A 20298-nucleotide genomic window follows, 5' to 3' on the forward strand; every position below is an offset into this window, starting at 1 on the left:
CGCCGCACGCGGACGATCAAGAGGAGACGAACCATGCGCTTTACCCTGATCGCCATCGTCGCCGGTCTGGGCGGCCTGTTATTCGGCTACGATACCGGCGTCATCTCCGGCGCGCTTCTGTTCATCCGCCACGTCTTCCATCTGGGCGCGACCATGCAGGGCGTGGTCGTCGCCATCGCCCTCGCCGCCGCGGCGGTCGGTGCCGCCTTCGCCGGAACGCTCTCCGACCGGTTCGGCCGCCGGCCGGTCCTGCTCGTCACCGCCCTCATCTTCGTCGCGGGCGCCCTGCTCTCCGCCGCCGCCTGGAGCGTCGCCGCCTTGCTCGCGGGCCGCGTCATGGTCGGCGCCGGCATCGGCGTCGCCTCGATGCTCACCCCGCTCTACCTCTCCGAGATCGCCCCGCCCGCCAAGCGCGGGGCCATCGTCACCATCAACCAGTTCTACATCACCCTCGGCATCGTCCTGTCCTACGGCGTCGGCTTCCTGCTCTCCCACAGCCCCGAAGGCTGGCGCTGGATGCTCGGCGTCGGGTGCATCCCCGGCATCATCCTGTTCATCGGCATGCTGACCCTGCCCGAAAGCCCCCGCTGGCTCGCCGGCAAAGGCCGCGACGACGAGGCACGGCGCGCCCTGCTCTACCTCCGCGACGGCGGCAACATCGACGATGAAATGCACGATCTCCATCAGGACCTCGCGACCACCGGCAAACGCACCCCCTGGTCTGCCCTGTTCACCTCCCGCGCCCGCAAGCCCCTGATCATCGGCGTCGGCCTCGCGATCTTCCAGCAGATCACCGGCATCAACACCGTCATCTACTTCGCTCCCACCATTTTCGAAAAAGCCGGCCTGCCCTCCGCCTCGATCTCGATCCTCGCCACCGCCGGCGTCGGCGCGGTCAACGTCATCATGACCCTTGTCGCCATGCGCCTGCTCGATATCGTGGGCCGCCGCAAACTCCTGCTGTTCGGCCTCGCGGGCATGCTGGTCACCCTCCTCATCCTCTCAGCCGCCTTCATGATCGGCCTGCACGGCGGTCTCGCTCTGGTCACCGTCCTCTCGGTCGCCGCCTATGTCGCGTTTTTCGCGATCGGCCTCGGCCCGGTCTTCTGGCTGCTGATCGCCGAAATCTTCCCCCTCGCGGTGCGCGGTCGCGGCATGTCGCTCGCGACCATCGCGAACTGGAGCTTCAACATGCTGGTCTCGATCACCTTCCTCGACCTCGTCAAAGGCCTCGGGCGCGGCCCCACCTTCCTGATCTACGCGGCCATGACCCTGGCCACCATCGTCTTCACCTGGTTCCTGGTCCCCGAAACCAAGGGCCGCAGCCTCGAACAGATCGAAGCCGCCCTCGAAGGCGACGCGAAACTTGCGACATGACATTTTTAACGCGGAGTCCAGCCCATGAACGACCGGATGAATGACCGGGGGCCGGTCCGCTGGCAGCGCAAAACCCAACCCACCGCCACCCCCATCTTCACCATGCCCGGCTGGGGCACCGCCATCCGGCGCGGCCTGCTGATGCGCTGTCCCTCCTGCGGCAAGGCCTCCGCCTTCGCCAACTGGTTCAACATCCGCCCGCGCTGCCCGTCCTGCGATGCCCCGCTGGGCGACGTGCCCTGCGAATCGCTGCCGCCCTACCTCACCATCGTCATCGGCCTCGCGATCATCGGCATCGCCCTGATCCTGTCGGACCGCCACGGCCATCTCGACTACCGGACCTCGCTCCTGATCTTCATCCCCTTCGCGATCTTCCTCCAACTCGTGGTCCAGCGCCCGATCAAGGGCGTGGTCCTCGCCGTCATGATGAAACTGAACATGGTCCGCGAGACCCATGATGGCTGATCGGGCAGCAGCCCGGCCTAGCCAAAGAACACCGCGCTCTCCACCACAAACAGCGGCACCAGCACCAGAGCCGCCGCAACGAAATACCCGAAAAACCCCGGCATCCGCACCCCGCGCCGCGCCGCGATCGCCCGGATCATCAGGTTCGGCGCATTTCCGAGATACGTCACCGCCCCGAAAAACACCGACCCCGCCGAAAGCGCGGTGAGCAGTTCCGCCGGCGGGCGGATCAACGCCGCCGCGCTGCCCCCCGCCGCATTGAAAAAAATCAGATAGGTCGGCGCACTGTCGAGAAATGCCGAACACACGCCGGAAAGCCAGAACCACAGCAACGGGTCCTTCGGCAGCGGAGCCGTTGCAATCGCCCCTAATACCGGCGGAATCGTCGCGAAAATCGCAAAAAACAACACCGCGATCTCCCGCATCGGCCCCCACGCGAACCGGTTGCGCGCCCTGATCGTCCGCGATGTCATCCGCTCGGATACCATGACCACCACACCGGCCAGCAGCGTCAACGCGATCTGCGCCGCCGGCATCCGCACCGGCCCCAGCCCGATCTCCGGACCCGGCACTACCCCCGAGGCCGCGATCGCCGCAACGAAGCCGGTCAGCAGCACGATATTCAACCCGCCCCTGATCCGCAGCTTTCGGCGCACCGGCACCGGCTCGCGCGCCGCGCGATACCGGTCATACCCGTAGGTCAGCGCCAGCACCGGCAGCGCGATCACCAGCAGCGGCCCGGTCAAATTCTGCAGCGGCCAGAAAAACGGCACCCCGCGCAGAAACCCGATCAGCAGCGGCGGATCGCCGAGCGGGCTCAGCGCCCCCCCGGCGTTGGCGACGAGAATAATGAACCCCAGCACCAGATGCCGCTTCTCAGGCCGTGCCGCGTTCGACGCCAGCAGCGGATGGATCAGCAGCAACCCCGCGCCGATCGTCCCCATCACCCCCGCCAGCACGGTCCCGATCGCGAGCAGCAGCACATTGCCGCCCGGCCGTCCCCACGGCCCGCCCGCAATCAGCACCCCCCCGCCAAGCGTATAAAGCGCCATCAGCACCGCGATGAACGGCAGAAAATCCACCACCGTCGAAACCCACAACCCGCTCGCCGCGCGCACCGGCCCCGCACCCGCAATTGCGAGCACCACCCCCAGCGCCACCCATCCCAGGCTGATCCGCACCATGTTCCGATGCCAGAAACGCGGCGCCAGCCCCGGCAGCAGCGCAAAGCTGAGCAGCGTCCCGCCGAAGGGCACCATCGTGAGGATGGGAAGCACGCTGTCCATCACCATATCCGGCCAACCCGCAATGCAAGCCCGCTCTGCGCCCCGCCCGGCTTCACGATTTGCGCGCTGCCTCGCTTCACGATTTGCGCACTGCGCGGGCTCAAACTAAAGATACCGCGAGCCTGACCGATGAACGAAGGAACCTTACGCTGATGGATATGTCTGGTGAACGGCTGATCGCAGCACCGCGCGCGACGGTGTGGGCAGCCCTGAACGACCCGGCGGTCCTGAAATCCTGCATCCCCGGCTGCGAATCCATCGACAAACTCTCCGATACTGAAATGACCGCGGTGGTCGCCGCCAAGATCGGCCCCATCTCCTCGCGCTTCAACGGCAAGGTCAACCTGAGCGAGATCGACGCGCCGAATTCCTACGTCATCTCAGGCGAAGGGCAGGGCGGTGTCGCGGGGTTTGCCAAAGGCGGCGCCCGCGTGCAACTCACCGATGCGCCGGGCGGCACCGCGCTGCACTACCAGGTCAACGCCCAGATCGGCGGAAAAATGGCGCAACTCGGCGCGCGCCTGATCGATTCCGTCGCCAAATCCTACGCCGAAACTTTTTTCACCCGGTTCTCCGAACTGGTGGCGCCCGCTGCCACGCCTGCCCCGACCACCCCGCAACCACAACACGAGGAAACGATGAACGACCACGGACACGACCATCCCCCGGCCCACGCCAGCGACCCCAGCAACCCCGTCGTCGCCGGCCTGCCGATCGGGATCTGGATCCCCCTGATCATCTCGATCGTGGTGGTCGCCATCGTGATTGCCAAGTTCATCGGATGATCGCCCGTCCCCTGCCGGGTTCGGTCGCCGAAACCGCCGACCTGCTCGCCAGGGGCCATTACATCGCGGATCGCGGTCTGGCCACCAGCGTCCATCTCGCCCTCGTGATGGAACGTCCGCTCTTCCTCGAAGGCGAGCCCGGCACCGGCAAGACCGAAATCGCCAAGGTTCTCGCCGAACAACTCGGCCGCAGGCTGGTCCGCCTGCAATGCTACGAGGGGCTCGACCTCTCATCGGCAGCCTATGAATGGGATCACACCCGCCAATTGATGGAAATCCGCCTCGCCGAAAGCGCCGGGACCGACCGCTCGGCGCTGCGGCGCGACATCTACGCCCGCGACTTCCTGCTCCGCCGCCCCCTTCTCGCCGCGATCGACCCCGACCTGCCCCCCGCCGTCCTGCTGATCGACGAGCTTGACCGCGCCGACGAACCCTTCGAAGCCTTCCTGCTCGAACTCCTCGGCGACTTCCAGCTCACCATCCCCGAATTCGGCACCATCGCCGCCACCACCAAACCGGTCGTGATCATCACCTCGAACCGCACCCGCGAAGTCCACGACGCGATCCGCCGCCGCTGCCTCTACCAATGGGTCGACTACCCCGACGCCGCCCGCGAACGCGCCATCCTCGCCGCCCGCGCCCCCGGCGTCCCGGCCCGGCTCTCCGCCCAGATCGTCGCCTTCGTCCAGCGCATCCGCACCACCGACATCTTCAAACTCCCCGGCGTCGCCGAAACCATCGACTGGGCCTCCGCCCTCGCCGCCCTCGATGAAACCGAACTCGCCCCCGCCGTGGTCGACGACACGCTGGGTGCCCTGCTGAAATATCAGGACGACATCGCCAAGGTGCGCGGCGAGATGGCGGCACGGCTGACCGAGGAAGCCGTGCGCGCCGCATGACCGCCCCGGCAACGTCGGGCGTCCTCGCGGCCAACATCATGCATTTCGCCCGCCTGCTCCGCCGCGCCGGCCTGCCGGTCGGCCCCGGCGAAGTGATCGCCGCCGCGCAATCCCTCGCCCTGATCGACATTTCTGACCGCCGCATCGTCCACGCCGCCCTGCGCGCGGTGATGCTCCGCCGCCATGAGCATACCGACCTGTTCGATCAGGCCTTCTCGGTCTTCTGGCGCAATCCGGATGCCTCGAAATTCGCGGCCCTGCTCGCCAACATGGAAGGCCGCACCCCCGCCGAGGAACGCGCCCCGCCCGGCACCCGCCGCCTCGCCGAAGCGATGGCCGCGACCAAATCCCGCGAACGCCCGCCCGACCCCGACCAACCGCAGCAGATCGACGCGGTCCTGACCGCCTCGGCCCAGGAACGTCTCGACTCCCTCGATTTCGAGGCCATGAGCGCCGCCGAGATCGCCGAGGCCAAACGCGCGATCACCCGCCTCCGCCTGCCGCTCGACGAACGCCGCACCCGCCGCACCCGTCCCGCCGCGCGCGGCAGCCGGATCGACCTCAAGCAAACGCTGCACCGCTCCCTGCGCCAATCCGGCGAAATTTTCGACATGGTCCGCAAAATCCCGCTGACCCGCCCCCCGCCGCTCGTCGTGCTGTGCGACATCTCCGGCTCGATGGCGCGCTACGCCCAGATCCTGCTCCACTTCCTCCACGCCGTCGCAAACGACCGCGACCGCGTCACCACTTTCCTGTTCGGCACCCGCCTGACCAACATCACCCGCCAGCTCGAACGGCGCGACCCCGAAATCGCCTTCCAGCGCGTCGCCAACATCGTGCCGGACTGGTCGGGCGGCACCCGGATCGGCGAAGCATTGGCCGAGTTCAACCGCCACTGGTCCCGCCGCGTCCTCGCCCAGGGTGCCGTCGTCCTGCTGGTGACCGATGGGCTGGACCGCGACGGTGCCGCCGGTCTCGCGAGCAACATGGCACGGCTGCATCGCTCCTCGCGCCGGCTGATCTGGCTCAACCCGCTCTTGCGCTATGACGGGTTCGCACCGAAATCTCAGGGCGCACGCGCGATGCTGCCCCATGTCGACGAGTTCCGGCCGGTCCACAACCTCGCGAGCCTGCGCGGCCTGATCACCGCCCTGTCGACCGCGGCACCCCCGCGTTTGCAGGCGGCCACTTTATGGGAGGAACGGCGATGAACGATTCCGAGGATATCCTGTCGATCGCGCTCGACTGGCACAAGGCCGGCGAGCAGGTCGCCATCGCCACGGTCACCAGCACCTGGGGCAGTTCGCCCCGCCGCCCGGGCAGCCGCATGGCGATCACCGCCTCGGGCCGCATGGCCGGTTCGGTCTCCGGCGGCTGCATCGAAGGCGCGGTCGCCGAGGCCGCCGGGCGCAGCATCGCGACCGGTCTGCCGCAACTGCTCGATTTCGGCGTCACCGACGAACGCGCCTGGGAAGTCGGCCTCGCCTGCGGCGGGAAAATCTCGGTCTTCGTCGAAAAACTCGTCGCGGACGCACCGGCATGAGGCTCGATCACCTGACCGCCCTGCACGCAGCCGCCGCCGCCCGCCGCCCGGTCGCCTACGCAACCCGCCTGACCGACGGCGCGGCCTACATCCTGCCCGATCTCGCCGCCCCAAATTCCCCGCCCGATTCCCCCCCTGATTCCCCCTTGGGGCTCCTCGCAACCGAAGCCGCCGCCATGCTGGCCGCCGGTCGGACCGGCGTGGTCACCATCGCGGACGAACCCTGGTTCATCGAATCGCGCACACCGTCGCCACGCGCCTTCATCATCGGTGCGGTCCACATCGCCCAGACCCTCGCCCCGCTCGCCGTCTCGATGGGGTTCGACGTCGTGGTGATCGACCCCCGCCGCACCTTTGCCGCACCCGACCGTTTCCCCGGCATCGCGCTGCGGACCGACTGGCCGGACGAAGCGCTCGACGCCCTCAACCCCGACAGGGCCACCGCGATCATCACCCTGACCCACGACCCCAAGCTCGACGACCCCGGCCTGATCCGCGCCCTCGCCTCGGATGCGTTCTACATCGGCGCCCTCGGCTCGCGGAAAACCCATGCCGCCCGCCTCGAACGCCTCACCGCCTCCGGCATCAGCACGGCCGCCCAGGCGCGGATCTGCGCCCCGGTCGGGCTCGATATCGGCGCGGTCACCGCGCCCGAAATCGCCCTGTCGATCATCGGCCAGATCGTGGCGGCACGGCGCGGCAAACTGGCGAAATCGTGATCTTCGGCCCGGCGGCGCTGAACGACGATCTCACCGGCGCCGTGCTCGCCCATAACCTCAAAACCGCCGAGAGGGTCATCGCCAAGGGCACCATCCTCGATCCCGATGTGATCGCCCGTCTGCGCGAAGCGGGTCACGACACCATCACCGTCGCCCGCCTCGCCCCGACCGACCGCCCGGAAGCCGAAGCCGCCGCCGCACTCGGGGCTCACCTCGCAAGCCCGTTTCTGCGCGTCACCGACCCGGTCCACGGCAGGGTCAACATCTTCTCCACCACCGCCGGCCTGTTCCGGGTCGATCGCGCCGGAATCGCTGCCCTCAACCTGATCGACGAAGCCATCACCCTCGCCACCCTGCCCGATGCCGCCCCGGTCGCACCCGGCGACATGCTGGCCACCCTCAAAATCATCCCCTTCGCCGTGCCGGACGCCGTGATCGCCGCCGCCACCAGCCGTCTCGACCGCCACCGCCTGCTCGAAATCCTGCCGTTCCGCCCGCTCGTCGCCGGCCTGATCGTCTCGCGCCTGCCCCACCTCAAGGACAGCGCGATCCGCAACACGATCGAAGCGACCAGCCGCCGCATCACCGCCCGTACCGGTCGCCTGCTCGACCCGATCGAAACCCCGCACGCCCTTGCCCCGATCGCCGAGGCCATCACACGCCTGCGCTCCGAGGGCGCGGAGCTGATCCTGATCGCCGGAGCCTCGGCGGTCACCGACCGCGCCGATATCGCCCCCGCCGCCATCGTCGCCGCCGGCGGGGTAATCGAGCGGTTCGGCATGCCGGTCGACCCCGGCAATCTGCTCTGCTTCGGCCGCATCGGCGCCATCCCCGCCATCGTCCTGCCCGGCTGCGCCCGCAGCCCGAAACTCAACGGCATCGACTTCGTGCTCGACCGCGTGTTCGCCGCGAGCCCGATCGACGATGCCACCATCGCCGGCCTCGGCGTCGGCGGTCTGCTCAAGGAGTTCGCCCCCCGCCCGTCGCCGCGCATCCCCCGCCCGAAATCCTCCGCCAGCGCCGACCCGCGCTCTGGCAATCCCGGGCCGGGTCCCCGCATCGCCGTGATCGTCCTCGCCGCCGGCAAATCCTCCCGCGCCGCACCCGACAACAAACTCCTGGTCCCCACCCCGGATGGCCGCGCCCTGATCGCCGTCACCGTCGACCACGCCCTCGCCTCGCGCGCCGCCGCAACCCTCGTCGTGCTCGGCCACCGTGCGAACGACATCCGCGCCGCCCTGCACGGCCGCCCGATCCGCTTCGTCGAAGCCCCCGGCTACGATCGGGGTATGGCCGAAAGCCTCAAGGCCGGCATCGCAGCACTCCCCGCGGAGATCGACGCCGCCCTGATCTGCCTCGGCGACATGCCGCTGGTCGACACCGCCGCAATCGACCGCCTGATCGCCGCTTACGATCCCGATGAAGGCCGCTCCATCGTCATCCCCACCCATCGTGGCCGGCGCGGCAACCCAATCCTGTGGGACCGTCAGTTCTTCCCCGCGATCGCCGCCCTTTCGGGCGACACCGGCGCCCGGCCGATCTTGGCCGCGAACATGGACGCAGTCGCGGAAGTCGCGATGCCGGATGATGCGGTACTGCGCGATTTCGACACCAGGGACGCCCTCGCGGCGCTGAAGGATCACCTATGAAACCCCGTCTCGTGGTCACCCGCACCATGCCCGCCCCGGTCGCCGCCCGGATCGAAGCCGCCTTCGACCCGGTGTTTCTCGACATTTCCGGCCGTTTCGACCCCGAATCCCTGCTCGATGCGCTCGATCATGCCGCCGCCATCCTGGTCACCCCCGCCGACCGCATCGAAGCCGGGCTGATCGCGCGCATCCCGGTCGACGTCAAAATCCTCGCCACTTTCTCGGTGGGCACCGACCATATCGACCTCGTCGCCGCCCGCGCCAGCGGCCTCGCCGTGGTCAACACGCCGGATGTCCTGTCCTTCGCCACCGCCGAGGCCGCCATGACCCTGATCCTCATGTGCGCCCGCCGCACCGGCGAAGGCGAACGCGCGGTCCGGTCCGGTCAATGGCCCGGCTGGACCCCGACCTACATGCTCGGCACCAGCCTCGAAGGCAAAACCCTCGGCATCCTCGGCATGGGCCGGATCGGCCAGGCCCTCGCCCGCATGGCGGCGGGTTTCTCGATGCGGGTGATCTACCACAACCGCAACCGCCTCGCCGCCGCACAGGAAGGCCCTGCCACCTACATCGCCGACGAAGCCGATTTTCTCGCCGCCTGCGACGTCCTGTCGATCCACCTTCCCGGCGGCGCCGCGACCCGCCACTGGCTGAACCCCGCACGCCTCGCGAAACTCCGTCCCGGCGTCATCGTGGTCAATACCGGTCGCGGTTCGACGATCGACGACGACGCCCTGATTGCCGCCCTGAAATCGGGGCAGGTGAGGGCCGCCGGCCTCGACGTCTTCCCCGCCGAACCCACAATCCCGCCCGGCTACCTCGACCTCGAACAGGTCGTCCTGCTCCCCCACCTCGGCAGCGCCACCGAAGAAACCCGCACCGCCATGGGCATGCTCGCCCTCGACGGCATCGAAGCCATCCTCGCCGGCCAGGACCCACCCAACCGCGTCGCCTGAACCCGTTACGGCGCGTTCACTCCGCACCAAAACACCGCCTCCCGGCCCGGCGCTCATCCGCGCGCACAAATCACCCCCGCGCATCGCCCGCTTCCCCGGCGCGCGTCAACCATGGCCCGCCGCAGCCGCCGCGCGATGCCCGCCGTGTCCGAATGTCGCCAACTGGCTTACCATCGCATCCGCCTCGTTCGCCGGCATATCGACCAGAAGGATCTTCGCCGCCGCGTCCGGATGACCCGCCAGGGTCAACGCCGTGGCATAATTCGCGCGGATGATCGGGCTGGCATCGGGCCCGCGCACCAGCGGCCCCAGCATGGTCTCGCCCGCCGCCGGATCACCTCCCAGCGCCAGCGCAAGCCCCAGATTGATCTTGGCCGCCTGCAACGACGGATCGAGCGCCAGCGCCTGCCGCAACGAAGCCGCCGCCGCACCAAACTCGCTCTCGCTCGCCTGCGCGATCCCGAGATCATTGAACGCCTCGGCATTACCCGGCGCATCCCGGGTCGCCCGCTCGAACGCAGCGGCGGCAATCCGGGGATTCCGCGTCATCGCGCACCGCCCCAGCCCCAATTCGGCCATCGCCGCATGCGGCGCCGATCGCAACGCGTGCTGATAATCCGCGCTCGCCCGCCCGCAATTCTTCAACAGATAATAGGCATCCCCCCGATCGATCAGCGCCTCCGGATCGTTCGGCGATGATTTCAAAACCGCGTTGGTGACACTCAGCGCCATCTCCGGATTGCCGCCCGCCAGCGCCGATCGCGCGACATTCAACGTCCGATCGCCAATCGCCGCCGTCCTCTGCGGCGTCCCCGTCGCACACCCCGCGAGCAACCCGCCAACGATCGCGCCGATCAGCAGCCGCCCCGCCCTGCCAGCCTGTCCCGCCCAGCCTGCCTGCCGCTCCCCGCCACTCCGCCCCGCCCGGACCAAGCCGTCACCACCCTGTCCGCCCATCACATCGACCCTCCACCCGTACTGCCGATCGACCCCGTGCTGCCCCCGCTGCCGCCCGTCACGCCGCCAGCACCGGACGAAGCCGCACCACCCGACCCGGCCCCCGCCGACCCCCCACTGGCACCCGCCGTCGCAGTACCACCGCCACTACCCGCACCGGGAGAAAGCGCCGCCACCGACCCATCGATCGCCGTCACCGCCATCTGCCCGGTCATCGCCGCATCTCCCCGGCCCCGATACAGATCATGCGGATCGGCAAGCTCGATTGCGATATTCTGCATCGGCGCATCGTTCTCATGCCACGTCCCCTGCCGCTGGAACGGCTCGAACTGCGTGCACCCCGCCAACCCCCCAGCCGCCACGAGGCCCGCTACAATCAGGATCATCCGGTACTGCCCCATCCTGTATCCCCGTATCCTGCTCATCGCAGCATGAACCCCGCCTGTCCGGGCAGCGTATGCGCCGCTGCAACGCTGCCATTGGTCCGGAACAGAAAGATCCGCTGGATCTGGTTGGGCGTGCTCCACCCCGAATCCGGCGTCTCGAAGCGTGATTCGTTGTCGACCGGATGCACCAGGTAGGGCGTGACCAGAATCACCAGTTCCTCCTCCTGCTTGTTGTAATTGTCATTGCGGAACGCCGCCCCGAACACCGGGATCTGCCCTAGCCCCGGAACCGCATTATCGGTCTGGTTGCTGCTGTTGCTCAGCAATCCCGCAATCGCCAGCGTCTGCCCGCTCCCGATCACCACCGTCGTCGAGGCCGACTGGGTCGACAGCGAGGGCACCACAATCGATTCCCCCGCCACCGAAATCTGAAACGCACTCTGCGTCGTCGGCGAACTCACGGTCGGCTCGACATGCAGAATGATGCTGCCATTGCTCAGTACCACCGGCTTGAACTTCAGCTGCACGCCGTAATTCTGGTACTCCACCGTCACCTGCCCGTTCTGCCCCGGCACCGGCACCGGAAACGACCCCCCGTCGATGAAACTGGCGGACTGCCCCGAAAGCGCGGTCAGCGTCGGCTCGGCCAGAATATGCGCCAGATTATCGGTGTTCAGCGCATCGAGAATCCCATCGATCGGCACGGTAGCCTGCGGAAAATTCAGATTATACGACCCGCTCACCGGCGCCGCCGCGCTCGATGCGCCAAGCAGGCTGCCCAGCGTCGAAAATCCGAACGCGAATTTCCCGATCGCCACCCCGCCCGCCGCACTCTGCCAGTTGATCCCGAGCTGCTGCGTCACCGTGCGCGACATCTGCGCAATCCGCACCTTGAGCGCGACCTGCTGCGGCTGCACGATCTCGGTATCGTTCAGAACCGTCTGCCCAGGCCCCGCCGCAAGCTGCGCCTGCTTCATCAACACATAATCTTGCGCCGCGGTCGGCACACTGCCCCGAACCACCACGCCATTGGCCTCGCTCTGGACCGAAACCGGCGACCCCGGCGCAATCCGCGCCGCCCCCGCCCGGATACGCACCGCCGGATACCGGTTGGGCGACACGGTGACATGATACGAAGCAATCGTCCGCCCCGCCGCATCCGTCGCGGTCAGCGTGGTGAACCCCGCCGCCTTGCCGAACACGAACAGTCTGCGCGAACTCGCCGGCCGCACCGCGATGATATTCGGATCGGCCACGAACACATTGCTCGCCGCACCCGCCAACCCCACCAGCCGCCCGCTGCCCTGCTCGACCACCAGCGCCGAACCCGCAACAGCGCGCGCATGCGTCGTCGCCCCCTGCGCCCGTGCATCCGGCACCCAGCCCCACAGCCCGAGCGCAGCGCACTCCAGCACCGCGCACCCCAGCATCAGCGACGACCGCCGGGCCCGGGTCATCGTGCCACCCTGCGAAGCCGAACCACCCCCGAACCGCATCTCAAAATTGTCACCGCATTTTGCCCGTCACAAATCCCGACCGGGCTCATCCCGGCCTGACGATGCAGTGATAAGGCGCAAATCTTAACAACCGGTTGCGAAACCCGAAAAATCCCCAAGCCCCGGCACCTTCTTGTGTACGATACCCCCTTGCCGTTTGCGCCACCTATGGCATGATCCTGTCCCAGGGACCTCAACCCCCATAAAAATCAATCAAGGGAGCCTGCAATGTCCAAGGGAAACAACCGTCTGCTTGTGGCCGCCTGCGGCGTCTCGGCCATCCTCTCGCTCGCCGCCGCCCATGCGGCGCCGCCGATCACCATCGGCATCACCACCGAACTCGGCACCATCCCCGGCAAGGCCATCGCCAACGGTGCCACCCTCGCCGCCGAGCAGATCAACGCGAAAGGCGGCATCGATGGCCGCAGGATCAAGCTCCTGATCGAGGACGACCACCTCTCCACCACCGACGCCATCCGGTCGTTCCAGCGCATGGTCAAGCAGGATCACGCCGTCGCCGTGGTCGGCACCTTCGTCAGCGAAGTCGCCCTCGCCCTCGAACCCTGGGCCGCCCGCCTGCACGAGCCCTACATGATCACCGGTGCCGCCGCCAACGAACTCTCCGAATACGTCCACGCCGACTACAAGGCCCGGCAATACATCTTCCACGCCTACCTCCCCGCCGCCGACCTCGCCCAGGCGGTGTGCGATGCCTCGAAGGACACGCTGGTCGACCAGCTCCACATGACCACCGCCGTCGTCATGAGCGAAGACGCCGCCTGGACCAAACCGCTCGACGCCGGATACGACCAATGCCTGCCCAAAATCGGCCTGAAAGTGCTCGACAATATCCGCTTCGCCCCGAACACCTCCGATTTCACCCCGATCTTCCAGAAAATCGAAAGCCTCCACCCCAACGTCATCATCGCGGGCTGGGCCCATGTCGGCGTCCAGCCCACCGTGCAATGGGCCGAGCAGAAAGTCCCCATCGCGCTCGCCGGCATCAACGCCCAATCCGGCTCCTCGGTCTTCTGGAAAGCGACCAACGGCGCGACCGATGGTGTGATCACCGGCAACACCTCCGCCCCCGGCGTCGCGATCACCCCGAAAACCCTGCCCTTCACCGACGCCTACCAGAAAAAATTCGGCATCTCCCCGGCCTACTCGGCCTACTCCACCTATGATGCCATCTACGCCCTGAAGGACGCGATCGAACGCGCCAAATCCACCAAACCCCTCGCCATCGTCGATGCGCTCGACAAAACCGACATGGTCGGCACCCAGGGCCGCATCGCCTTCAACGGCCCGGACAGCAAATTCACCCACGCCCTGAAATACGGCCCGAAATATGTCACCGGCGTCGCCATCCAGTGGCAGAACGGCCAACAGAAATGCATCTGGCCGCTCAACCTCGCCAACGCCAAACCGGTCTTCCCGCCCTTCGTAAAACTGCCCGGCAAATCCTGACGTCCGCCGCCGCAACGCGCGTGAAACCGCAGGCGTGGCATCAGCCAAAAACCGGGGCAGGGGGGTAGCGTGCTGGCACTGCAAATCCTGATCGACGGCTTCGCGATCAGCACGCTCTACGCCCTGGGCGCGCTCGGTTTCACCCTCATCTTCGGGGTCTCCGGCGTGCTCAACCTCGCCCATGGCGGCATCCTCGTCGTCGCCGCCATGATCGCCTGGTATGTCGGCACGTCTCTCGGCTTCGGCGCGTTCGAAGGGGCCGCCGCCGGCATCGCCGCCGGCATCCTCACCGCCCTGCTGACCTATCTCGCCGTGGTCCGCCCGATCAACCGCTCCCGCGCCATCCCCCCGCGCGAACGCGAACTGTTCGTCCTCACCGCCACCCTGCTCTGGGGCGTCATGATCGAGGAAGCCCTGTCCTACCTCTTCACCAACAGCCCGGTCACCGTCCTGCCCCTGCTCCCCGGCACGATCGACATTGCCGGCGTCCGCACCCCGAGCAACGAAATCCTCACCGCCGTCATCGCCTGGGCGGTGATGCTCGGCCTCTGGCTGTTCGTGAACCGCACCAGGCGTGGCCGCCAGCTCCTCGCCGCCTCGATCAACCCGCGCGCCCTCACTCTGCTCGGCTTCGAACTCGGCACCATCTATCTCGTGGTCTGGCTGATCTACGGCGTGCTCGCCGGCATAGCCGGGGTCCTGCTCGGCAGTTTCCTCGGCACCGGCGCCGACTACATCCCCGGCCTCACCGGCAGCGCCTTCACCATCGTCATCCTCGGCGGCCTCGGCTCGGTTTCGGGAACCCTGATCGCGGCCTACCTGATCGGCTACATCGAAACCCTCACCGCCTATCTGATCTCGCCCTCCCTGCGCGACATCCCCGCCCTGATCCTGCTGATCCTCGTGCTCTACATCCGCCCGCAAGGGCTGCTGGGTCGGCGCTGAATGCGCGGCATCTCCCGTCCCAGGGCCGCCGGTTTCGCCGCCCTGCTCGCCCTCCTCGCTCTGCTCCCGCTCGGGGCCAACGGCTACATCCTCGGCGTCCTCACCACCGCCTTCTATTTCGCGGTCTTCGCCATGTCGTGGGATCTGCTGTTCGGCTATGCCGGCGAGGTCAATTTCGGCCCGACCTTCCTGATCGGCCTCGGCGCCTACGGTGCCGGCATGGCGAATGCCCTGCTCCACGCCCCGGTGCCCCTCGCCATCGTCATCGGCGCGCTCGCCGCGGTCGCCGGCGGGGTCGCCCTCGCCATCCCGGCCCTCCGCCTCAGCGGTCCCTATCTCGGCCTGATCACCCTGGTCGCGGTCCTGCTCCTGCAACAGGCCATCGTCATTTTCGCCGGCGTCACCGGCGGCGAAATCGGCCTCTCGGTGCCCGATGTCCTCTCGATCGACAGTGGCCCCAACTACGAATACGCCCTCGCCTTCATGGCGGTCAGCGGCGTCATCCTCAGCCTGATCGCCCGCTCCTCGCTCGGCATGATCCTCCAGGCCGCCGGGCAGGACCGCATCGCCGCCGAGGCGCTGGGCTTCAACCCCACCCGCCACAAAATCATGGCCTTCGCCATCTCCGCCCTGTTCTCCGGCCTCGCGGGCGCCTTCCTCGTGTTCTACCTCGGCACCGCCTCGGTCAGCGCCGTGGTCGATATCGCAATCGGCGTGCGCGTCATCATCGCCGTCGTCCTCGGTGGCCGCCGCACCATCGTCGGCGGCGCGATCGGCGCGATCTTCCTCATCGTCGCGGGCGAACTGCTCCGCCCGATCGGCCAGCTCTCCGATTTCGTGGTCGCCCTCATCGCGTTGATCGTCATCGTGCTCCAGCCCGACGGGCTGCTCGGCCTGCTCCCCTCGCGGCGCGGCGCATGACCAACCAGCCGCCCCGCCTCGAACTGAGCCGCCTGCACAAGCGCTTCGGCGGCCTCATCGCGGTGAAATCCTTCGATCTCGCGGTCTATCCCGGCGAAATCATGGGGCTGATCGGCCCGAACGGCTCGGGCAAATCCACGATCATGCAAATGATCATGGGTGTGGTGAAACCCACCTCCGGCAGCATCCTGCTCGACGGCACGTCCATCGAAGGCAAACCGGTCTACGAGATCGCCCGTGCGGGCGTCGGCATCGTCTTCCAGCATTCCCGCCCGCTGCGCCTGCAAACCGTGCTCGAAAACATCCTGCTCGGCCTCCTGCCGGACAGTATCACCCGCCTGCGCCCACCCCACGGCGCCCGCGCGCGCGCCACGGCCATCGCGGAGGAATGCGGCCTCGGTGCCGTGCTGCAACGCCTGCCCGCGACGCTGCCCTTCGCCGATCTCCGCCGCCTCGAACTCGCCAAGGCCATCGCCCGCGACCCCGGACTGGTCCTGATCGACGAACCCTTCGCCGGCCTCACCCGGGGCGAGGTCAGCGGCTTCGCCGCCCTGATCAGCCGATTCCGCGAACAGGGCAGGGCGGTCGTCCTGGTCGATCACAACGTCAAGAGCCTGGTCTCTCTGGCCGATCGCGCCGCCGCCCTCTATCTCGGCGAGAAAATCGCCGAAGGCACGCCCGCGCAGGTCATGCGCGACGAAACCGTCCGCCGGGTCTATCTCGGCGGCGCGCTCACCGCCCATCCCCGCGCCGCAACCCCGTCCCCCGCCGGACCACCGCTCCTCGAAGTTGAAAACCTCAGCGTGACCTACGGCAAGGCCCAGGCGCTCGACCGCGTCTCCCTCACCATCGCCCCCGGCGAATTCGTCTCGATCGTGGGTCTCAACGGCGCGGGGAAAACCTCGCTGTTCAACGCGATATCCGGCCTCATCCCCGCCACCGGCACCATCCGCTGGAACGGCGCGCCCCGCCGCCGCGCCACCCCCGGCGCCATCGCCCGCGCGGGCATCGTCCAATGCCCCGAAACCCGCGAGCTGTTCGGCGCCATGAGCGTTCTCGACAATCTCCTGCTCGCCGCCCAGCGCTTCGAGGCGACCGAAACCGCCTCCCGCCTCGACTGGCTCTACACCCTGTTCCCGATCCTGAAATCCCGCATCCACCAGGAATCCCGCACCCTCTCGGGCGGCGAACAGCAAATGCTCGCCATCGCCCGCGCGCTGATGCTCAAGCCGCGTTTACTCATTCTTGACGAACCCACGCTAGGATTGGCTCCGGTCATTCTCGGCCAACTCTCGGAGGCATTGGCCAGATTGCGCGAAACCACGGACATCACGATTCTCCTCGGCGAACAGAACGTCACCTTCGCCCTGCCGCACGCGGATCGCGTCTACGTCATCGAACACGCGCGCCTGGTCTGGGAAGGTCCGCCCGCCCGCTTCGCCGCCGAAGCCGGGGAGGGATATCTCTGATGAAAATCAATCCCTTGCGCCGCATTGAGCCGATGTTGCGCAAACGTCACTCCCCGGCAAAAACCGCCCGACCACCGCCGGATCGTTCGTCTCGATATTGATAAGCCTCACTATTCGCCGCACACTCACCTTAAACAAGACCGAAATAATTCCGAACCGGGAGGGATCATCTCATGAAATCCGTCGAACGCCAGCCCATCGGCCGCACCCCGAGCGTCATCGCCGGTGCCGCGATCGGGTCCGTCATCGCCCTGGCCGCCGCAACCGCCCCGGCCCTCGCCGGCGGCCCGCTGCCCTACGACCTGATCACCCCTCCGCCCAACGTCAACATCGCGATCCTCTATAACGAAGTCACCTCGGGCAGCAGCTTCTACACCGCCAACGGCACCAAGGTGGGCGACACCAGCATCGTCACCGACACGCCGATTTTGCGCTACGTCCACACCTTCGGCCAGATCGCCGGAATGCAGTGGGGCGTGCAGGTCATCGCGCCCGACACCAATTTCATCGGCAACACCAAACTCGGCGGCACCGACCTGCCGAGCAACAGCGGTTTCGCCGAACCCCAGCTCTCCGCCTTCATCTATCCCTATAGCGACCCGACGCAGGACGCCTATTTCAACATCACCTATTTCCTCAGTCCGGCGGTCGGCGCCTATGAAAGCTCGGCCTCGCTCAACGCCAGCAACAACCAGATGGTCAACAACCTCGAAATCGGCTTCGGCCACCGGCTGTTCGGCCCGCCGAAGGGCCACCGCCTCGATTTCGAAGTCTGGCTCGATGGATACATCTACGGCGTCAACAACGATGGTCCGGCCGTCGGCCCGTTCACCTCGCATGAGCACACCCAGCCCTCCGGCCAGTTGATCGTCTATCTGCCCTACTACGTCCATCCGTCGACCGCCGGCTATATCGGCCTGAGCTTCGAACAGACCTGGGGCGGCAAATCCTACCTGACCTCTCCCATCGGCAATTTCGACACCGGCAACCGGATCGACGCGACCACGATCGGCGTCAACGCCGGCACCTTCATCGCCCCCACCGTCGCGGTGCAGGCCTCGCTCACCACCGATGTCCGGGTTCGCGGTGGCCTGAAAAACAACGTGATCTTCCTCGCCCAGATCGCCAAGGTCTTCTGAAACAACGAGGGCCGTCGCAGCAGCGGCGGCCCCGATCGTCTCGCGACAAAAGCGAACCCGGCGACCGTCATGCGGTCGCCGGGTCCAGCCTACTCCCCGGTTCCCGCAGGCAGCGCCGCCCGCAGCATCGTCAGATTCTGTTCGATCAGCGGCGTCGTCTGCGCCGCCACCTGCTTGAAGGTCGGATTCACCCCGTTCTGCTGCTCGTCCTGAAACACCGCCAGCGCGCTCTCATGGCTCGAAATTTCATCGCGGATGAACGCAACCGCGAGGTTGGGCTCCGGATGATAGGTCAGCGTCACCAGCTTCGCCTTCAGATCGGTCGGCAACGTATTCGGCAAGGTCACGTTGGTGGCTGCCGCCTGCGCGCGGATCTTCGGCGCATATTCCTTCGCATCGGCACAGATCTTGTCGACCACCGGCATCGTCTGCGGCGTCAGCGCACTCTTCTGCACGAAAGCGCAGGCATCCAGATCGAAATGAACCAGTTGATACGCAGTCGTGATGAAATGCAGATCCTGCGGGGCCAGCGTGCTCGATTCCGGCCCCTGTGCCGTGGTCGAGCACCCGGCCAATGCCAGCAGGGCCACAACCACGCCGTAACGTGCGGATAATTTCATGAAAGATCTCCCTATGGCGTGATCCTTGCAGGTCTTGCGCAAACCCCCAGCCGGCCGTCACGCCATCGGCTCAGCCTCTCCCGGCATAGTCGCAAATCGCCACCGATAAGTGAAGCCGTAATATCGCCGCACCATCGTTACTGTATCGACAGTGTGACAAATATGGCGACCCCGGCGTGGCTCGAACACGCAACATCCCGCTTAGAAGGCGGGTGCTCTATCCAGTTGAGCTACGGGGCCGCTGGCCGACTGATTACCGGCACACGCCGCCCCGTCAATGGGTCCAGTTCGCCCGGCGATCGAACTTGAAATTATCCGCATACGCCTTGGGCCGGCGCCGATGCTCGGTCGGAATCTCGATATCGTAAGCAATCCCGCACCGCTCGGCATAAGCCACCGCCTCGTCGCGCGTGTCGAACGACAACCGCACCTCGGTCGCCATCATGTCGCCCGATCCGGTCCACCCCATCAGCGGATCGATCACCTTGGCCATCGCCGGCTCGAATTCCAGCACCCAGCGATGCGTCTTGGCCCGGCCCGACTGCATCGCGGTCTTCGCCGGCTGAAAAATACGCGCGCGGTTCATCGCAATCCCCTCGAAAACATCGGGGCGCCCGGACTCGAACCGGGGGCCTCTTGTACCCAAAACAAGCGCGCTACCAGGCTGCGCCACGCCCCGACCGATCCGCTTCCTATGCCTTGCGCCGCCTCAGCGCAAGCAACTCACTTCTCATCGCCGAATTGCGATGCGATCACCTTGTCCCCCACGTCGATATCGTCCTTGGCGGTAATCCCGCCCTGCAACTCCAGCGTCGCCGCCACCGGCACCCGGCTCGAAATCACTCGCAAACTCTCCGGCACGGTGTCATTGGCGATATGCCGGATCGTCCCATGCGGCCCGATGAACACCATATCGAGCGGCACCAGCGTATTCTTCATCCACATCTCGGAAACCTGCGGCGGGTTCCACGGAAAGATCATCCCGGTATCCGCCGGCACCACCTTGCGGAACATCAGCCCGATCTCCTGCTGCTCCGGCGTCAGCGCCTGCTCCACCTTGAACGTGAATCGCTTGCCATGCTGGTTGACAATCGTCAGCGTCTCGGTCGCAAGCCCTTTCTGCGGCCCGGTGATCGCCGCCGATGCCACCCCCGCCGAGGCCACGCCGATCACCGCTGCCACCCCGGCCCCGCACATCCACCGCGCCGTCCACTTGGTC

At 67.0% G+C, this 20298-nt stretch carries 21 protein-coding genes and 2 tRNA genes; 14 read left to right on the forward strand and 9 right to left on the reverse strand.

Going from position 1 to position 20298, the window contains the following annotated elements; translation table 11 throughout:
• Positions 1 to 33 precede the first annotated feature (33 nt).
• Positions 34 to 1377, forward strand: a complete 1344-nt coding sequence (locus SIL87_RS06650; RefSeq protein WP_319613401.1) for a sugar porter family MFS transporter — start codon at positions 34 to 36, stop codon at positions 1375 to 1377.
• Between the two features lie 24 nt (positions 1378 to 1401).
• Positions 1402 to 1842, forward strand: a complete 441-nt coding sequence (locus SIL87_RS06655) for a DUF983 domain-containing protein (RefSeq protein ID WP_319613402.1) — start codon at positions 1402 to 1404, stop codon at positions 1840 to 1842.
• A gap of 17 nt (positions 1843 to 1859) precedes the next feature.
• Here SIL87_RS06655 and SIL87_RS06660 read toward each other — a convergent pair whose 3' ends face one another.
• A complete protein-coding gene (locus SIL87_RS06660) occupies positions 1860 to 3128 on the reverse strand; it encodes a sodium:proton antiporter (protein ID WP_319613403.1) in 1269 nt (422 codons plus the stop codon).
• 152 nt (positions 3129 to 3280) lie between these two features.
• Here SIL87_RS06660 and SIL87_RS06665 point away from each other — a divergent pair, with 152 nt between their 5' ends.
• Genes SIL87_RS06665 through SIL87_RS06695 form a run of 7 tightly spaced genes read left to right on the forward strand, consistent with a single transcriptional unit; the run spans position 3281 to position 9679 of the window.
• Positions 3281 to 3913 (forward strand): SRPBCC family protein, encoded by a 633-nt coding sequence (locus SIL87_RS06665; RefSeq protein WP_319613404.1) that lies wholly within the window; start codon positions 3281 to 3283, stop codon positions 3911 to 3913.
• Positions 3910 to 4812, forward strand: a complete 903-nt coding sequence (locus SIL87_RS06670) for an AAA family ATPase (RefSeq protein WP_319613405.1) — start codon at positions 3910 to 3912, stop codon at positions 4810 to 4812. Before SIL87_RS06665 ends, SIL87_RS06670 begins: the two co-directional genes overlap by 4 nt.
• Positions 4809 to 6023 (forward strand): vWA domain-containing protein, encoded by a 1215-nt coding sequence (locus SIL87_RS06675; RefSeq protein ID WP_319613406.1) that lies wholly within the window; start codon positions 4809 to 4811, stop codon positions 6021 to 6023. Before SIL87_RS06670 ends, SIL87_RS06675 begins: the two co-directional genes overlap by 4 nt.
• Complete coding sequence (locus SIL87_RS06680) at positions 6020 to 6355, forward strand: XdhC family protein (RefSeq protein ID WP_319613407.1); 336 nt, start codon at positions 6020 to 6022, stop codon at positions 6353 to 6355. The genes SIL87_RS06675 and SIL87_RS06680 overlap by 4 nt, the downstream gene beginning before the upstream one ends.
• Positions 6352 to 7074 carry an XdhC family protein gene (locus SIL87_RS06685; protein WP_319613408.1) on the forward strand — a complete coding sequence of 241 codons (723 nt, stop codon included), beginning with the start codon at positions 6352 to 6354 and terminating at the stop codon, positions 7072 to 7074. The genes SIL87_RS06680 and SIL87_RS06685 overlap by 4 nt, the downstream gene beginning before the upstream one ends.
• Positions 7071 to 8723 carry a molybdopterin-binding/glycosyltransferase family 2 protein gene (locus tag SIL87_RS06690; protein ID WP_319613409.1) on the forward strand — a complete coding sequence of 551 codons (1653 nt, stop codon included), beginning with the start codon at positions 7071 to 7073 and terminating at the stop codon, positions 8721 to 8723. Before SIL87_RS06685 ends, SIL87_RS06690 begins: the two co-directional genes overlap by 4 nt.
• A complete protein-coding gene (locus tag SIL87_RS06695; protein ID WP_319613410.1) occupies positions 8720 to 9679 on the forward strand; it encodes a 2-hydroxyacid dehydrogenase in 960 nt (319 codons plus the stop codon). The genes SIL87_RS06690 and SIL87_RS06695 overlap by 4 nt, the downstream gene beginning before the upstream one ends.
• Positions 9680 to 9784: 105 nt before the next feature.
• Here SIL87_RS06695 and SIL87_RS06700 read toward each other — a convergent pair whose 3' ends face one another.
• From SIL87_RS06700 to SIL87_RS06710, 3 genes are read right to left on the reverse strand one after another with little or no spacing between them, the layout of a single operon-like run.
• Entirely contained in the window at positions 9785 to 10636 is an 852-nt protein-coding gene (locus SIL87_RS06700; protein ID WP_319613411.1) for a tetratricopeptide repeat protein, read from the reverse strand.
• Positions 10636 to 11022, reverse strand: coding sequence for a hypothetical protein (locus tag SIL87_RS06705; RefSeq protein WP_319613412.1), 387 nt, complete (start codon positions 11020 to 11022; stop codon positions 10636 to 10638). Before SIL87_RS06705 ends, SIL87_RS06700 begins: the two co-directional genes overlap by 1 nt.
• 35 nt (positions 11023 to 11057) lie before the next feature.
• Positions 11058 to 12479 (reverse strand): type II and III secretion system protein family protein, encoded by a 1422-nt coding sequence (locus tag SIL87_RS06710; RefSeq protein WP_319613413.1) that lies wholly within the window; start codon positions 12477 to 12479, stop codon positions 11058 to 11060.
• Between the two features lie 267 nt (positions 12480 to 12746).
• On the opposite strand from SIL87_RS06710, the gene SIL87_RS06715 reads away from it, so the two are divergent.
• From SIL87_RS06715 to SIL87_RS06735, 5 genes are all read left to right on the forward strand, one after another.
• On the forward strand, positions 12747 to 13985 hold the full coding sequence (locus SIL87_RS06715; protein WP_319613414.1) for an ABC transporter substrate-binding protein: 1239 nt from the start codon (positions 12747 to 12749) through the stop codon (positions 13983 to 13985).
• Between the two features lie 69 nt (positions 13986 to 14054).
• Positions 14055 to 14930 (forward strand): branched-chain amino acid ABC transporter permease, encoded by an 876-nt coding sequence (locus tag SIL87_RS06720; RefSeq protein ID WP_319613415.1) that lies wholly within the window; start codon positions 14055 to 14057, stop codon positions 14928 to 14930.
• Complete coding sequence (locus tag SIL87_RS06725; protein WP_319613416.1) at positions 14931 to 15851, forward strand: branched-chain amino acid ABC transporter permease; 921 nt, start codon at positions 14931 to 14933, stop codon at positions 15849 to 15851.
• Complete coding sequence (locus tag SIL87_RS06730; protein ID WP_319613417.1) at positions 15848 to 17320, forward strand: ATP-binding cassette domain-containing protein; 1473 nt, start codon at positions 15848 to 15850, stop codon at positions 17318 to 17320. The genes SIL87_RS06725 and SIL87_RS06730 overlap by 4 nt, the downstream gene beginning before the upstream one ends.
• A gap of 173 nt (positions 17321 to 17493) precedes the next feature.
• Positions 17494 to 18459: a transporter gene (locus SIL87_RS06735; protein ID WP_319613418.1), complete on the forward strand. Its 966-nt coding sequence runs from the start codon at positions 17494 to 17496 to the stop codon at positions 18457 to 18459.
• An 89-nt stretch (positions 18460 to 18548) separates the two neighbouring features.
• Here the strand turns inward: SIL87_RS06735 and SIL87_RS06740 are convergent, their stop codons facing one another.
• From SIL87_RS06740 to SIL87_RS06760, 5 genes are all read right to left on the reverse strand, one after another.
• Positions 18549 to 19079 (reverse strand): DUF4142 domain-containing protein, encoded by a 531-nt coding sequence (locus tag SIL87_RS06740; RefSeq protein WP_319613419.1) that lies wholly within the window; start codon positions 19077 to 19079, stop codon positions 18549 to 18551.
• A gap of 163 nt (positions 19080 to 19242) precedes the next feature.
• Positions 19243 to 19319 (reverse strand) — tRNA-Arg (locus SIL87_RS06745).
• Positions 19320 to 19353: 34 nt separating this feature from the next.
• Positions 19354 to 19665 carry an ETC complex I subunit gene (locus tag SIL87_RS06750; RefSeq protein ID WP_319613420.1) on the reverse strand — a complete coding sequence of 104 codons (312 nt, stop codon included), beginning with the start codon at positions 19663 to 19665 and terminating at the stop codon, positions 19354 to 19356.
• A gap of 19 nt (positions 19666 to 19684) precedes the next feature.
• Positions 19685 to 19758: transfer RNA gene (locus tag SIL87_RS06755), tRNA-Pro, on the reverse strand.
• A 44-nt stretch (positions 19759 to 19802) separates the two neighbouring features.
• The gene (locus SIL87_RS06760) at positions 19803 to 20276 is read right to left on the reverse strand and encodes a DUF192 domain-containing protein (protein WP_405055258.1); all 474 of its coding nucleotides are present in this window, start codon (positions 20274 to 20276) and stop codon (positions 19803 to 19805) included.
• Positions 20277 to 20298 lie beyond the last annotated feature (22 nt).

Source organism: Acidiphilium acidophilum (assembly GCF_033842475.1).
In the GTDB taxonomy this organism is placed as follows: domain Bacteria; phylum Pseudomonadota; class Alphaproteobacteria; order Acetobacterales; family Acetobacteraceae; genus Acidiphilium; species Acidiphilium acidophilum.